Below are 15,123 nucleotides of genomic sequence, written 5' to 3'. Positions count from 1 at the left end.
TCTGTTTATAGAAGGCCCATGTCTTAGTTATTATTGAACAACACGTCTTACATTACCATTGAAGTATTTTTTCCAGTAAGGGTTATTCATAGAATCAATTGAAACACCATGTGAAGAATTGTCGTTAAGGAACGTTCCGTTTCCTAAATAAATCCCAACGTGACCGTTTACTTTGTATGTGTCAAAGAAAACTAAGTCTCCGCGCTTCATTTCTGACGGGCTGACAGCTCTTCCTTTATTAATTAAAGTGTCAGTGCTCGTTCCGCTAACAGGTCCAAGGTTAACACCTGCAGAAGCGTATGCCCAGCGTACAAATGATGAGCAGTCAAAAATACGGTTGTTGATATCAGACTGAGTGCGTCCGCCACCAAACTTGTACGGAGATTGTCCTACAATGCTTGAACCAACGCTGATCGCGCCTTCAATTCCGCCGGAGTTGCTGATAACAGTGCCGCCTGAATTGCTGTTTGAGCCGCTGCTCTTCTTAGAAGATGATCCGTTAGACGAACTGTTTGATGAACTGTTAGAAGAATTGTCTGAAGAATCATCAGATGAGCTTGCTTTTGCTGATTCAGTTGTAGCCGTTTGGCTGTCATCTGTTTGTGTTTCATCAGATGCTTTTTGTGCTTCTTCCTGCTTTTTGATCAAAGCAGCCGCTGCTTCTTGTTCTTTTTTGATGCGTGCTTGTTCAGCTTCAGTATTTGCTTTTTGATTTGCAAGTTCAGACGCCTCTGATTTTAATTCAGAAATCGCTTTAGCCGTTTTCTTCTGGCTTGCCTTTGCTTCGTCGAAAAGCTTGTCTTTTTCATTAAGCTGTTTATCAAGGTCTTTTTGCATTGTTTCTAATTTAGCCAATGCAGCTTGAACTTCTTTCAGCTTGTCATTCAAATCCGCTTCAGAATCTTCGAGCTTCGCTTTATCCTGTTCTTGCTGTTTGATTAAATCTTTGTCTGCGTCCACAATAGATGAAACCGCAGTCGCACGAGAGATAAAGTCACCAAAGCTTGTTGATCCTAAAAGAACATCTATGTATCCTTGAGATCCGCCGCTTTCCTGTAAAGAACGAACGCGTTTTTTCAGGATCTCATTGCGTTTTTCGATGCGTGCTTCTGTTTCTTTAATCTCTTTTTTCAGTTTTTTGATTTCTTCTTTTGTTTTATCATTTTCTTCTTTTTTATCTTCAATCTTGTTGCTTGTATCAAGCGCCTTATCATTAATGTCTTTCAGTTCTTTTTCAATCTTTGATTGATTTTCCTGAAGCTCGGTTAATTCTTTTTCCTTCGCTTCAATGCTGGAAGCAACCTCAGATTGCTTGCTTTCGATTTTTTGTTTCTTTTCATCTAATGTTTCCGCCGATGCAGTTTTACTTGTAAATGGGATCAAAAAACTGCTTGTCCCGATGACGGAAGCCAAACCAAGTGTAATTAAACTCTTTCTCACTTTTTATATCCTCCCTTTTACTGTGAACCTGTCCTCATTTGGAATCGTATTTTGAACATCAAGTTTCGTTCCTCATACTCTACGAGGAATGATGGTTGTTTATGGTTAATTATTCTGTGCATCTCTTATTCTGGTTGTATAGCGTTTATTTCACATCATATGTAAAAAACACTAATTCCTTATGTACGAGAATCATTATACCATCAAGTTTCGACAAATTAGCGATAAATTTTATTACATTTATGTTTCAAACAGATGTCAAGTCACACATCATTTGTCATTTTTCTTAAGCGTGTAAAAAAACTGTCGATATTATTTTCTTAATATAATCTATCAAACAAAAAAAGAGTCGATTAAATAAATCGACTCTTTAAAATTTACTATTCTAGAATATCATCAATATATTTCATATATTTCGTCAAAGTTGCCGGAGAGATGCCGAATCGGGTCGCTGTGTCTTTTTTCGTGTCTTGCTTGCCATGGGCTTCCTTCCAAATATAACAGATGGCTGCTGCCCAGCCTTTCTCATTCTTCAACGGAGCGGCTGCACGAATTTGCTGGATGACATGGAAAACCCAGCAGCTCATGACTTCTGTTTTCATCTCTTCTTTTTCAGCTTGCTCTAATAATTTGACCGTTTGATAAGCGAAAAGTGCATCCTCTGAAACGTCAGCAGCAGCAGAATCTCCATTCAGAAGCAGCTTTACAAAATGATTTTCAAAAGGAGCGGTAATTCTCTTTGAGCGTATCACCGCTTCAAGATGCTCTGTTTCTCCCTTTGTGCTGCTGATATAATAGGCTGCGAGACGCTGCTCCACAGATGAAGGAAGAGCTTCCCTCCGCTCAATCCAAGGCGCCGGGCGGTCTTCGCCGGGATATTGCGACTCGACTTTTCTCCAGATCGTCTCGGCAAAGTCGGTATGTCCCGTAAAATAAGCAGAGCAGGAAAGCCAGTAAAAGAAGGTGTCGTCCCCTTCAAAGCCGGTTTTATATAATGATTTGAGCCATTTATATCCGATCTCGTAGCGGCCGACAAGCGCCAAAGTAGCACCCAATTTATAACGCTGCTCCATTAGCATCGGATAGACATTGGAGAGCTGATCACTCAATTCCGCCACTTTTTCGTCTTCTCTTTCATAATAGTAGAAAACGAGAAGATTGCATAAGGCGTGAAGATTTCCTTCATTATGAGAAAGCACTTCATAAGCGGTTTGCTTCGCTTTTACAACGTTTCCTGAATAGAAATAGGCAAGCGCGAGATTGTTGTATGCTGACCAAAGCTCCGGATATTCAGCTGTGATTTCCTCAAGCGCCGCAACCGCTTCAGCAAGCTGGCCGCTTTCCAGCAATGACTTTGCCCGATCCTGTTTCACCAGCAGTTCATCCTGATCATACAACGAATCCTCAATGCCGTCGTCTCCTAAATCGAGCAAATCCAGCAGACTATCGTTTTCTTCGGCGAATTCACCATCCGGGTCCGCATCAGAATAAGCGGCCGCTTCTTTATAAGCTTCCTGGAAGAGCCCCAGATGGGCAAAGTTATTCGCTTTAAAGTAATGGCACTCCGGCATTTCGGCCTCCAGATTTGCCATGATATAGTCAAGAAGATCGTTCGACTCTTGATACTGGCCCATTTCCGAATAAATGACCGCAAGCTGTGAAAGCATCTCTGAATCCTCCGGCTCCAAATGAACCGCGCGCTGAATCAGTTTGCTTGCCCGTTTTAGATTGCGCTCTTTATACGCTTTCAAGCCTTTATGAAAAAAATATTGTCCATCTTGAAGCAGCTGGACAATTTGTGCGTGATTTTTATGTTCAGAAGTGTGTTTTCCCACAACTACCCTCCGTTTTATACAATATTACCGTCAGTAGTATACCATAAATCGTAAGCCCCTCAATAGTTCAAAAGGAAGGATTGGGAAAATCCCTCCTCTTTTTTATTGGCTGATTCGACCAAAATTTACCCGGCTTTGTTTTCTAAGTCTGCATTCATTTTCAGCTGCTGTTCAGCAAAATCCCGATAAAGGCCATGGGAAGCCATTAACTCATGGTGTGTTCCACGACCGGTAATTTCCCCTTTTTCAACAAACAAAAGCTGGTCCGCATCTACAACGGTAGATAGGCGGTGAGCGATAACAATCGTTGTGCGGCCCTCCATCAGCACCTCCAGTGCCTGCTGAACTGATTTTTCAGATTGGCTGTCGAGACTTGAGGTAGCTTCATCGAGCATAAGAATGCTTGGGTTACGGAGAAGTGCTCTCGCAATCGCGATTCTTTGCCTTTGTCCGCCTGACAGCATAATGCCGCGTTCGCCTACTTCTGTATCAAACTGATTCGGCAGCTCCTTTATAAAATTGAGCGCATATGCCATCTCCGCGGCTTTTTCGATCTCAGCATCCGTCACATCTCGTTCTAACCCGTAGCAAATATTTTCTCTGATTGTCCCGGACATTAACGGGCTTTCCTGTGATACATACCCGATATGCTCCCTCCACGATTCAAGCGAGTAAGTATCGACCGGCTCGTCCCCCAGCCGAATGGTCCCTGCAGTCGGAGAATAAAAGCGTTCAAGCAGCTTAAACAGCGTCGTTTTTCCCCCGCCGCTCGGACCGACGATCGCTGTGACTTTCCCTGCTTCAATGACGGCGCTGATCTCTTTTAAGATCAGCTGATCGGGCTTATATCCAAAAGACACGCGATCAAGCTGGATAGGCAGATGCGCATTTTCGATTTGTTTTCCCGTCACTGTATCTTCCTCTTCCTCTGCCAAGATCTCAATCATTCGTTCTGTTGCACCGATTGATTTTTGCAGCTGTGTAAAGAATGTTGTAATTTGGCCCATCGGCATAATAATTTGGAACAAATATAAAATAAAAGCCACGAGCGCTCCGGCCGTGAGCTCGCCTGAAGATACCTGCATGCCGCCATATCCGATGACTGCGACAAGGGCTGCCATTAACACGAGTGAGATAAGCGGGCCGACAAGTGATTGAACCTTAGCTTCTCGAACGCCAAGCTTAAATAATGAGGAAATCCCTGTTTTCCCGCGGCCGTATTCGACATCCTCCGCATTTGAAGCTTTGACAAGTCTGATTTCCGGGAGAATTTGATTCAGCAGGCCTGTAAAACGGGCTGTTTCATCTTGTGTTTCCCGTGAAATGGAGAACATTTTCCGCCCAATCGGCACCAAAATAAGAGCGGCCAGCGGAACGACCACTAACACAAGCAGTGTCAGCTTCCAGTTCATAATAAACAAGATTGTCAATGATCCAATGACAGAAATGATGCCTGTAATAAATCCGCTGATATGGGTTGTAATCAATTCTTTGACAACCATCGTATCGTTCGTTACACGGCTGACTGTTTCTCCGGAAGCATTTGTATCAAAATAAGAGACAGGAAGCTTAATTAGTTTCTTCCATAATAAATCCCGCAGCCCAGAGATGATTTTTTGTCCATTATAGTTAAGGGCATAGGTGGCATAAGCGCTTAAACCCGCCTGAACGAAAAACACCAGCGCGATCAACCCGATTTGCGTGCCTGACAGATTTGACATAGAAAAACCATCGACAAGCTGCTTCGTTAATAATGGAATGAGCAGGCTGACCAGTGTGGTTACAACACTGAGGGCAAGCGCAAAGGCGAGCTTTCCATAAGAAGGATTGGTCCGTCTTACTAAGGCAAAAAAGGGTTTCAATTTACTTTTAGATTTTTGTTTCTTGGTTGGCATATATTTTCCTCCTGTTTCAGCGTTCAGAAAGGTGAAAAGTCATAGCAAAAGGATGATTTTTACTCTTTCTCAATCATATCAATGGCGAGAGACTTTTTCAGTATATTTTTGCCGTGATGAAAATAAAAGATCTCCCACTCATTGTTTGAATAGGAGATTTTTTATGTTAGACATCTTTCACAGGCTTCTTTTTTCTATAAGTCAATGTTACATCCTGCTGTCGCAGGTCTTCAATTATCATTTTGTACCGATCAACTTTTGCGGTATGTTCCTCTTTTATCATCTCAAGGGCAGCTTTTCGTTTTTCGCTTTTCGACTCAAGTTCTTCTTTTATTTTTTTTACAATCAATCCTTTTTGTCCTTTGATTTCCTCTTTTAATGAAGACTCAAATTTCTTTGTCAGGCTGAGAAAGTCGTTGATCGGTTGATTGAGGGTGCCCGCTTTCCCCTTCATTTCATCTTGAGTAAGAAACATATAGGTCGTTGATACAATTTCTGTTTCACTTTCTGAAAATAAGGAAGTCACTCTTCATATTCCTCCTAAGGCTGAAAATCAAATAACTGAGAAATCATTTCTTCTTTTTCAAACAGCTTTTCAATACTCTCACGGATATTTTTGATAAAATCTCTTTTTTCTGTTGTCTGTTTTTTTAATTCAGCAACAATTCCATCATTAGCAGGAAGCGCACCTGTGTGGAATGATTCATGAACAGAGATTTTCTCCAATTTATCGAATGTGTGGCTGAAACCAGCTGCAAGCCGGAATTGAAGATCGAAGGCATAATGCGAAGGGTTTTCTTCCATATGATGAATCGCCGTGGTGATCGCCTGTTTTTTATCTATGAAGTCTTCATCGATTTCCTGACTGTAAACCTTCTGGTACTTAGAAATCGCATCTTCCATATCTTCAACGATTTTCATACCGTTTTGATAGATTCTGACAGCGGATGAGAGATTGACTTGAATCGTTTCTCCCGAGCCGCTCTTCCCTGTAAAATAAATATCGGAGCCTTTATAGCTGAAGCCTTTTTCCTTTGACAAGGCGTTGAGCATTTGAACGATACTGTGGCCGTCGACGATAAGTTTTAGTGCGTCTTTTGTTTCTGTGTCGAGTGTTTTCAATGAGGACAGAATTGATTTTACGTAGTCCACTATTTCACCAACGTCTTTTAAAGCTTGCATAAATTGGCCATGCTTTAGATGGTCAATGAAATGTTCGTACCGTGATTCTATGCCTCGCATACTCGCATTAATATTCGTTAATTCTTTTTTGATGACTTTCTTTTGCGTTTCATCAATATAACCATTTTCAGCTAACTGATCTACGACCGGTCCGCTGTTTCTCAACAAGGTATGAAGAAAACCTAAAAATGAAGGCAGTTCTTCTTTTATTCGGCCATACATTTGCTTAACATCATCAAAATGCTCATATAGGACACTTACTTTCTTTAAAGCGCCGTCTGTGTTTTTCACTTTTTCAATCAGGTCTATGTCTATCCCGCTGGCTGCCTTTATAAAACCGTTCAAGCCGTCTTTTTCATAGTCATCCTTATATTTTTGAAGGAATTTTTGAATTGACCTCACATCTTCGTCAGGAACCCCATCCATAATATTTCGGATGCCTTTTACACTTGTATTTGTATCTGCCATCTTCACATCACCGAATGTAATGAAATCGGCCTTGCCGCTGACTCCATACAGCGGGTCATCTTTTGAGATGCGTTGGGTGATGTTTGCTGTCACGCCTTTGTCTTCATAATATTTTTGGATTTCTTTTTTTAACTTTTCTGGCGGGATATCATTAATATCTTTTAAGCGTCTAATATGAAATTTATGCATTAACCTATCTCTCAAATTCAAATCAGTTGCTAGTAGGTGGTCAACGCTTATTTGAGCTCCGTTAACCCCATAAACTTCATCAAATTCTCCGTCAATTAATTGAACCATCACCTGATTATTATTTGCCAGTGAGTGCCCCATAGCAAAGGTCTTTAAATCATTAGAATTCTCTGTTTCTCTTTTGGCATTTCTTACAAACTCTTTTGTCGCTTGGTACTGGCTGTCATCTATCCCTAAAAAGAGACCAAAGAAATTGTATGACCAGTCTTCGTTATCAGCACTCCCCTCTGAAATAATATGAAGTTGATTAACGTGTTGTTTATCATCCTTAATATAAATAGCTGTACCATCATATCCGGACTCTCTTATTGATGTATCTATTTTCGAATTTTTTTTAATAAGTTCATTAGATGTGTATATTTCCAGATTTTTTGGAAGATCTCGATGTGTTTCTTCTTTGTATATTCGACGCACCTCGACTTCAAAATCTGTTTTAGCTCTCTTTATTTCACTTTCAATATTAGAAGCGAATTTTTCTTTATAATCGTACTCCAAATCAATTAAACGCAGCTTTACATTTTCATTTTCAAATATATTCTTATTTTCCATTTTCTCTATTTCTCCTTTTTAACTTTTAAAAAGGTAATAGAATCAATTATTTTTCGAACTTTTTTTTCTGCTTCTTCTTTCTTTAATGAACAAACCTCTTTACCCTTATAGCAAGAAAAACGAAAAGAATACTCTATTCCTAAATATTCCTCTTTTTTAGATTTAACATAACCAAAAAATCTATAAGAAAAATTATTCTTTTCATCCACATCATCAAAACTGCTTTTCTTTTGAGCAGAATATACAATTTTATCAGATAGCTCTCTTTCTTCGTATTTTCCTTTATAGCTATTTCTGCCACTTACAATGTCAAGCATTGTATCCTTGTCATTCGCAAAACTTTTTTCTTGATGATAATCTAATTGCCCGTCATATTGAATGTTAGTTTTTTTATTGAAACTATCAAATACTATTGTTTCCTCATTTTCACCTTTACTTGAAAGATCAGGTACATACTCCCCATCCTCCGGAAACAACATCCTAAAACCTTTCAGCTTAGATTCCAGCAAATAATATCCTGGTTCCTCTTCTTTTGTTGACACCATGTACTCTCTCGTTTTCTCGTCCTGAAACGCAGGTACTTGAGGCAGATCCTTGGGATCCATGTCTTTTGGTTTTACCGCTTCTGTTTTATTGTCATTTGTGGTGTTTTTATCATTGTCATTCATACTGCATCCTCCTGTCAGGGCAAGTAATAAGCTGAAGCAAATAAAGATGATCTTTTTCATTACGAACCTCCACGGGTTTTGTGAGAATAGTATTCTATTTTTATATCAAAAATAATTCTATTGACCTGGTTAAGAGATGATTATTTCATCCTTTTTCATGTTACATCATGGCGGAATTTGGATAAATAGGAAATCAGACTCGGTTTTGATCTCCTTTTATTAACTAATCATATATAACACCCCATATAAATCTAAATACCTATTACTTTTTTCACAAAACAAAAAGAGCCGTATCATACGGCTCTTTACTCTTCTTTCTCAGAATGGCGTTTTTTCAATACGTCAAGCACATCATCCAGCGGCAAGGCTTGTTCTCTGAGCAGGACAAGCAGGTGATACAGCAGGTCTGCCGCTTCCCATTTGAGTTCCTCGTGGTCCCGATTTTTCGCGGCGATGATGACTTCGGATGCTTCTTCACCGACTTTTTTCAAAATCTTATCGACGCCTTCACGGAAAAGGTAAGTAGTATAAGCTCCCTCAGGCATTTCCGCTTGGCGTTCCGCTATCACACGCTCCAGTTCGTTCATGATGCCGAATCGGCCTGCGGCCTGTTCTTCTGTTTGTTCCTTCATAAAACAGCTGTAGCTGCCAGTGTGGCATGCCGGGCCGGATGGCTCTACAAGTACGATCAATGCGTCCTGGTCGCAGTCATACCGGATACCTTTGACGGCTTGCGTGTTCCCTGAGGTTTCTCCTTTATGCCATAACGCTTGGCGTGAGCGGCTGTAAAACCATGTTTCCTTCGTTTCCAGCGTTTTTTCGTACGATTCCTTGTTCATATACGCAAGTGTCAGCACTTCTTTGCTTGCCGCATCCTGCACGATGGCAGGAATTAATCCGTCCTCGTTAAAACGCAGTTCATCTGCCTGTTTCATCTCACATTCACCCCGTATTCTTTCAAGTATGATTTCACTTCTTTAATCGATGTTTCTTTATAATGAAAAATTGAGGCGGCCAGCGCGGCGTCAGCTTTTCCTTTTGTAAAAGCCTCAAGCATATGCTGTGCGTTTCCCGCGCCTCCCGAGGCGATAACAGGGACGGGGACAGCTTCGGAAACAAGCTTTGTCAGCGTGTGGTCGAAGCCTTTTTTCTCACCGTCAGAGTCCATGCTTGTCAGCAATATTTCTCCTGCCCCGCGTTTGACGCCTTCTTTTGCCCACGCGGTGACCTCCCAATCTGTTTTCTTTCTGCCGCCGTGCGTATAGACCTTATATGTGTCAGATTCTTTGTCATACTTGGCATCAATGGCAAGAACGATGCATTGCGAACCGAAAAACTCGGCTCCTTCTGCAATCAGCTCAGGGCGAAGAACAGCTGCCGTGTTCACCGACACTTTGTCCGCTCCGGCACGCAGTATCGTTTTCATATCGCTGAGCTGATTGATGCCGCCGCCGACTGTAAACGGAATGGCAAGCTTCGCGGCAACCTGCTCCACAACGTCAACCATCGTCTTTCGTCCTTCGTGCGAGGCGGAGATATCAAGAAAAACAAGTTCATCCGCACCTTCCCGGTCGTACACTTCGGCGAGTTCAACTGGGTCACCGGCATCCTTCAATTCGAGAAATTGAATTCCTTTGACAACGCGTCCTTCTTTGACATCAAGGCATGGGATAATCCGTTTTGTGATCATTTGCGCTTCACCCTTTCAAGCGCCTCACACAGCGTAAACTGATTGGTATACAACGCTTTTCCGATGATTGCTCCAGAGACGCCGTCCGCCTCATAGCGGGCGAGGTCTTCGAGATCCGTGACGGAGCTGACTCCGCCTGAAGCGATCACCGATTTCCCCGTTTCCTTAGCAAGCTCGACCGTGCTTTTAACATTGGGGCCTGACAGCATTCCGTCTGTCGCGATGTCAGTAAAAATAAAGACTTCCGCACCTTCATTGGCAAGCTCTTTGCCCAGTTCAGTTGCCTTAAGGGTTGATGTTTCCAGCCATCCCTCTGTTGAAACAAAACCGTTTCTCGCATCCAGTCCGATTGCAATTTTCTCGCCATATTGTTTCAGCATTTTTTTGACAAACGGAGGGTTAGAAACTGCTGAGCTTCCCAGGATCACCCGATCGACTCCTGCTGATAAATATTCATAGACGTCTTTTTCGGAACGGATCCCGCCGCCGATTTCGACTTTCAGGTTCAGCTTTTGCGCAATCTCAATCACATGGCTGTCATTCACTCTTTTCCCTTCTTTGGCCCCGTCGAGATCAACGAGATGGATCCATTCGGCACCCTCTCTCGCAAATAACTCAGCCATCTCGTACGGTGAATCGCCATATATCGTTTCCTTATTATAATCCCCTTGAACAAGGCGGACACATTTGCCATTTCTCATATCAATTGCCGGATATAATGTAAAAGCACTCATTTTTTCACCTTCTGTTCTGCTGCCATTTTCGTAAATTGGGTTAAGATAGACATTCCGACCGTGCTGCTTTTTTCCGGGTGAAATTGGGCGCCGAAGACGTTCCTTTTTCCAACTACAGCAGGCACTCGCACACCATAATCAGCGCTTGCCAGGAGCGAGTCCTCCTGCATCCCGTCAATGTAATAAGAATGCACGAAATAAGCGTAGCCTTCTTCTGCTTCAGCCAGCAGCGGAGATTCATTATGAAAAGAAAGACGATTCCAGCCCATATGCGGAACCTTCAGCTTGTTTCCTTTTTCATCTTCTGCTTTCAGCCTGACTGCTTTTCCTTTTAACAGCCCGAGTCCTGAAGCGGTGCCGTTTTCTTCGCTTTCTTCAAATAAAAGCTGCATGCCGAGGCAGATCCCTAGAAGCAGCCTTCCCTCTGAGACCATATCGTGAATCAATTGATCAAGCTTCGTGTAGCGCAAATTGTCCATCGCGTCTCCAAATGAACCGACTCCCGGCAAAATGAAGGCATCAGCTTCTTTCAGCTCCTCCGGCTTTTCAGAAACAAAATACGGCACGCCGACACGTTCAAGCGCCTTTGAGACACTGTATAAATTCCCCATTCCGTAATCTATCACGCCGATCATTTACAGCATCCCTTTCGTTGACGGTATTCCTTTAACTCGCGGATCGATCGTTGTCGCTTCATCAAGCGCACGTCCCAGTGCTTTAAAAACGGCTTCAATCATGTGGTGGGTGTTTGTGCCATAATGAACGATGACATGCAGGTTCATTCGAGCTTCGAGCGCCAGCTTCCACAAAAATTCATGTACAAGCTCCGTATCGAAAGTTCCGACTTTAGCAGCCGGGAAGTCAGCGCGCATTTCTAAGTGCGGCCGGTTGCTTAAATCAATCACAACTTGAGCAAGTGCCTCATCCATCGGCACAAACGCCGATCCGTAGCGTTTGATTCCTTTTTTATCGCCCAACGCTTCGAGCAGCGCCTGCCCTAAGCAGATGCCGATATCTTCAGTCGTGTGGTGATCATCTATATCAACATCGCCTTTTGCGTTAATGGAAAGATCGAATTGGCCGTGTTTCGTGAATAAATCCAACATATGTGTCATAAACGGCACATCTGTTTTGATATCCGCTTGTCCCCCGCCGTCTATTGTAAATGCCAGCTCAATATCTGTTTCGTTTGTTTTCCTGACGCGTTCCGCTTTTCTCATTTAGAAATCCTCCGTTCTCTCGCTTCAATTGATCTGGCATGGGCTTCTAACCCTTCCAGTCTGGCAAAAGCCGCGATGCTTTCAGCATGTTCTTCAAAGGCTGATTGACTGTAAGAAATAATGCTCGATTTCTTTTGAAAATCAGTTACGTTTAATGGACTTGAAAATCTGGCTGTTCCGTTTGTCGGAAGCACATGGTTCGGTCCGGCAAAATAATCACCGACAGGCTCAGGGCTGTATCTGCCTAAAAAAATTGCACCCGCATGTTTGATACTGCCAAGCAAAGCTTCCGGAGACTGTGTTATGATTTCTAAATGCTCTGGCGCGAGTGTATTGACAGTATCAATCGCTTCCACCATTGTTTCCGCCACATATATACAACCGTAATCTCTCACTGAAGCTTCCGCTATTTCTCTTCGCGGCAAGGTTTTCAGCTGCTTACTCACCTCGGCTGAAACCGCCTCGGCCAGCGCCATGGAATCTGTGACAAACACACATGAGCTGAGCTTATCGTGTTCCGCCTGTGACAGCAGATCGGCTGCAATTTCGCTCGGAATCGCTGTTTCATCAGCCAGCACGACGATTTCACTAGGTCCGGCAATCATATCGATATCGACATCGCCGAACACTTCCCGTTTGGCAAGCGCGACATAAATGTTGCCCGGACCCGTGATTTTATCCACTGGCTCAATGGTTTCTGTTCCGTATGCTAACGCCGCAATCGCCTGAGAGCCGCCCATTTTGTAAATGTCTTTTATGCCCAGCTCGGCTGCAGCAACCAAAACTCCAGGAGACAGCAGACCGTCTTTTCCCGGAGGCGTGACGAGAACGATTCTTTCAACGCCCGCTACAAGCGCCGGAATCACATTCATCAAAACAGATGAAGGATATGCGGCCGTTCCCCCCGGCACATATACACCGGCGGAATCCAGCGCCGTCACTTTCTGCCCCAGCATTGTGCCGTCCTTTCTGTGATAAAACCAGGAGGATTCAAGCTGTCTTTCGTGATATTCCCTAATATTTTCGATTGCCTTCCTAATCACCTGAAGAAGACGTGGATCCAGTGAGGTGTATGCCTCCTCAAATTCTTCTTTTGTGACCAGCGGGCTGTCTATTTCGATGCCGTCAAATTTCGCCGTGTAGCTGCGAACCGCCTGATCACCGTTTGCTTTAACATCTTCAATAATGGACCGGACTGTCTTTCTTTGCTCTTCCGTTCCGGCATCGATGGAACGCTTGAGAGAAAGCCGTTCCGCTCCGCTGATGGTTTTGATCTTCATTTTGCCGTCTCTCCTTCCACAACGAGAGATAGGCGGGATGCCATTTCGTCAATCACATCGTCTTTCATGCGATAGCTTACCGGGTTAACAATAAAGCGAGAGGTAATGTCACAAATGTGCTCCGTTTCAATAAGCCCATTTTCCTTCAGCGTCTGTCCTGTGGAAACAATGTCCACTATCCGATCTGCAAGCCCAATGAGCGGAGCCAGTTCAATTGAACCGTTGAGCTTAATAATCTCGACTTGTTCTCCCTGCTCTCTGAAATAACTGGAAGCCACATTCGGATACTTTGTCGCGATTCTTGGCGCTACGCCGCTCCAGTCTGTATTCGGAAGTCCGGCGACAGCTAAGTGGCATTTGCTGATTTTTAAATCCAGTACCTCATACACATCGCGTTCCTCCTCCAGCATGACATCCTTGCCCGCAATTCCGACGTCTGCCACGCCATGCTCCACATACGTGGTTACGTCCATCGGCTTCGCTAATATGAAACGAAGATTTTCCTCCGGCACATCGATGATCAGTTTTCTCGAATCTTCAAACTCCTCAGGGAGCCTGTAGCCTGCCTGCCTCAGCAACCCTGCCGCTTCTTCAAATATCCGGCCCTTTGGCATCGCCATTGTGAGTAACTTACCCATTTTGCTCTTCCTTTCTGGCACCGATAAAATAAGTGACGTTTGCAAAAGATTTTGTCATCTGGTCGATATTTTCTATTCCCGATAAATCTTGAAGAACCACTTTGTTCCCTTTCATGCGTTCTTCATTCGCATAAGCGATGGCTTGCGCCCGCTGCTCTTTGCTGAAAATAACAGCGTCTATATCACAAGGTTCTTCTTTCATATGAAGGGCTTCAATCAGCCGGTCGATCCGAAGCCCGAAGCCTGTTGCCGGTGCAGGTGAATCAAAATGGCCCAGCAGCTTGTTGTAACGGCCACCGCTTCCAATGACAAAACCGACATTCTCGGCGTACACTTCAAATAAAATCCCTGTGTAATAGCTCATGTGGCTGACCATATTCAGATCTAGGCGGACATTTTCCGTACATCCGTAATCCTCAAGAATGTCCCACAGCGCCTTCAGCTCATCAACCACGCTTTTTCCTTGCGCAGAATCGACGATTTCCTCGGCACGTCCGCATACTTCTATACCGCCCCGCAGTTCAAGGAGCTCAAGCAGCCTGCTTTTATCAATGGAGGAAAGCGGGAGAGACTTGACATGCTCTCTGTAGCCGACGTAGTTCTTTTCATATAAGAACCTCCGCAGCACATCAGCTCGTTCAACGTTCCCGAGCACCTCAACAAACAAAGCATCCGCAATGCCGGCATGGCCAATGGCAATTTTAAAGGATGCCAGCCCAGCGTTTTTCAATGCCCCGACGACTAAAGCAATGACCTCCGCATCCGCGCTCGTCGTGCCGTCACCGATTAACTCCACTCCGACCTGCTCAAACTCAGCCGGACGTCCGCCTTCACGCTCCTGAGCCCTGAATACATTTGCCGCATAGCCGACTCTTAGCGGATGACCGTGTTTCAGAAGCTTCGATGCCGCCACCCTTGCAATCGGCCCCGTCATATCCGGGCGAAGCACCAATGTCTTGCCGTCCTGATCAAGTAGCTTAAACAGCTGTTGCTCTTCAATTGCTGACTGGACGCCAACGGTATCGTAAAACTCCAGTGTCGGCGTTTCCATAAATTGATATCCCCATTTATCAATCAAATCGGTTAACGATCGTCTCACCTTTTTTTTCGTTTCGTATAAACCGGGCAGTGTATCTCTCATGCCGTGCGGTTTTTCAAACATAAACATCAACCCGAGCACCTCCGCTGTTATCTTATGAAGGAAAATTCCGAATCCTTTAGTTCGCTAATATGATAATATGTTAGCAGATGAAAGAATGAAAATCAACGCTTAAC

At 43.7% G+C, this 15,123-nt stretch carries 14 protein-coding genes; all 14 read right to left on the bottom strand.

The window, feature by feature from the left end; genetic code table 11:
• Nucleotides 1–30 precede the first annotated feature (30 nt).
• The gene (gene cwlO / locus M1D94_RS03345; protein ID WP_041850491.1) at nt 31–1,440 is read right to left on the bottom strand and encodes a peptidoglycan DL-endopeptidase CwlO; all 1,410 of its coding nucleotides are present in this window, start codon (nt 1,438–1,440) and stop codon (nt 31–33) included.
• Nucleotides 1,441–1,820: 380 nt separating this feature from the next.
• A complete protein-coding gene (locus M1D94_RS03340) occupies nt 1,821–3,275 on the bottom strand; it encodes a tetratricopeptide repeat protein (RefSeq protein ID WP_212082494.1) in 1,455 nt (484 codons plus the stop codon).
• A 125-nt stretch (nt 3,276–3,400) separates the two neighbouring features.
• Entirely contained in the window at nt 3,401–5,170 is a 1,770-nt protein-coding gene (gene bmrA, locus M1D94_RS03335; RefSeq protein ID WP_032726926.1) for a multidrug resistance ABC transporter ATP-binding protein/permease BmrA, read from the bottom strand.
• Between the two features lie 166 nt (nt 5,171–5,336).
• Nucleotides 5,337–5,696: a hypothetical protein gene (locus M1D94_RS03330; protein ID WP_032726927.1), complete on the bottom strand. Its 360-nt coding sequence runs from the start codon at nt 5,694–5,696 to the stop codon at nt 5,337–5,339.
• 14 nt (nt 5,697–5,710) lie between these two features.
• On the bottom strand, nt 5,711–7,618 hold the full coding sequence (locus M1D94_RS03325) for a DUF6792 domain-containing protein (protein WP_032726928.1): 1,908 nt from the start codon (nt 7,616–7,618) through the stop codon (nt 5,711–5,713).
• A gap of 5 nt (nt 7,619–7,623) precedes the next feature.
• Nucleotides 7,624–8,346 (bottom strand): hypothetical protein, encoded by a 723-nt coding sequence (locus tag M1D94_RS03320; protein WP_032726929.1) that lies wholly within the window; start codon nt 8,344–8,346, stop codon nt 7,624–7,626.
• Nucleotides 8,347–8,591: 245 nt separating this feature from the next.
• Nucleotides 8,592–9,221 (bottom strand): bifunctional phosphoribosyl-AMP cyclohydrolase/phosphoribosyl-ATP diphosphatase HisIE, encoded by a 630-nt coding sequence (gene hisIE / locus M1D94_RS03315; protein WP_003228125.1) that lies wholly within the window; start codon nt 9,219–9,221, stop codon nt 8,592–8,594.
• On the bottom strand, nt 9,218–9,976 hold the full coding sequence (gene hisF, locus M1D94_RS03310) for an imidazole glycerol phosphate synthase subunit HisF (protein WP_015714777.1): 759 nt from the start codon (nt 9,974–9,976) through the stop codon (nt 9,218–9,220). The genes hisIE and hisF overlap by 4 nt, the downstream gene beginning before the upstream one ends.
• Nucleotides 9,973–10,710: a 1-(5-phosphoribosyl)-5-[(5-phosphoribosylamino)methylideneamino]imidazole-4-carboxamide isomerase gene (gene hisA / locus M1D94_RS03305; protein WP_041850488.1), complete on the bottom strand. Its 738-nt coding sequence runs from the start codon at nt 10,708–10,710 to the stop codon at nt 9,973–9,975. Before hisA ends, hisF begins: the two co-directional genes overlap by 4 nt.
• Complete coding sequence (gene hisH, locus M1D94_RS03300) at nt 10,707–11,345, bottom strand: imidazole glycerol phosphate synthase subunit HisH (protein ID WP_021480686.1); 639 nt, start codon at nt 11,343–11,345, stop codon at nt 10,707–10,709. Before hisH ends, hisA begins: the two co-directional genes overlap by 4 nt.
• Complete coding sequence (hisB, locus tag M1D94_RS03295) at nt 11,346–11,930, bottom strand: imidazoleglycerol-phosphate dehydratase HisB (protein ID WP_003243389.1); 585 nt, start codon at nt 11,928–11,930, stop codon at nt 11,346–11,348.
• Nucleotides 11,927–13,210 (bottom strand): histidinol dehydrogenase, encoded by a 1,284-nt coding sequence (hisD, locus tag M1D94_RS03290; protein WP_041850486.1) that lies wholly within the window; start codon nt 13,208–13,210, stop codon nt 11,927–11,929. The genes hisB and hisD overlap by 4 nt, the downstream gene beginning before the upstream one ends.
• Entirely contained in the window at nt 13,207–13,848 is a 642-nt protein-coding gene (gene hisG / locus M1D94_RS03285; RefSeq protein ID WP_021480688.1) for an ATP phosphoribosyltransferase, read from the bottom strand. Before hisG ends, hisD begins: the two co-directional genes overlap by 4 nt.
• Nucleotides 13,841–15,016 carry an ATP phosphoribosyltransferase regulatory subunit gene (locus M1D94_RS03280; RefSeq protein ID WP_014481016.1) on the bottom strand — a complete coding sequence of 392 codons (1,176 nt, stop codon included), beginning with the start codon at nt 15,014–15,016 and terminating at the stop codon, nt 13,841–13,843. Before M1D94_RS03280 ends, hisG begins: the two co-directional genes overlap by 8 nt.
• Between the last annotated feature and the right edge of the window lie 107 nt (nt 15,017–15,123).

It is taken from the genome of Bacillus sp. JZ109 (assembly GCF_053903135.1).
Note: the sequence above shows the minus strand (reverse complement) of the source record. Positions and strands in the feature narration are given on the sequence as shown.

Bases quoted from the DNA above. Each gene is read 5' to 3' on its own strand.
- bmrA (WP_032726926.1), bottom strand. From the start codon at position 5,170: ATGCCAACCAAGAAACAAAAATCTAAAAGTAAATTGAAACCCTTTTTT.
- M1D94_RS03325 (WP_032726928.1), bottom strand. From the start codon at position 7,618: ATGGAAAATAAGAATATATTTGAAAATGAAAATGTAAAGCTGCGTTTA.
- M1D94_RS03320 (WP_032726929.1), bottom strand. From the start codon at position 8,346: ATGAAAAAGATCATCTTTATTTGCTTCAGCTTATTACTTGCCCTGACA.
- hisIE (WP_003228125.1), bottom strand. From the start codon at position 9,221: ATGAAACAGGCAGATGAACTGCGTTTTAACGAGGACGGATTAATTCCT.
- hisF (WP_015714777.1), bottom strand. From the start codon at position 9,976: ATGATCACAAAACGGATTATCCCATGCCTTGATGTCAAAGAAGGACGC.
- hisA (WP_041850488.1), bottom strand. From the start codon at position 10,710: ATGAGTGCTTTTACATTATATCCGGCAATTGATATGAGAAATGGCAAA.
- hisH (WP_021480686.1), bottom strand. From the start codon at position 11,345: ATGATCGGCGTGATAGATTACGGAATGGGGAATTTATACAGTGTCTCA.
- hisB (WP_003243389.1), bottom strand. From the start codon at position 11,930: ATGAGAAAAGCGGAACGCGTCAGGAAAACAAACGAAACAGATATTGAG.
- hisD (WP_041850486.1), bottom strand. From the start codon at position 13,210: ATGAAGATCAAAACCATCAGCGGAGCGGAACGGCTTTCTCTCAAGCGT.
- hisG (WP_021480688.1), bottom strand. From the start codon at position 13,848: ATGGGTAAGTTACTCACAATGGCGATGCCAAAGGGCCGGATATTTGAA.
- M1D94_RS03280 (WP_014481016.1), bottom strand. From the start codon at position 15,016: ATGTTTATGTTTGAAAAACCGCACGGCATGAGAGATACACTGCCCGGT.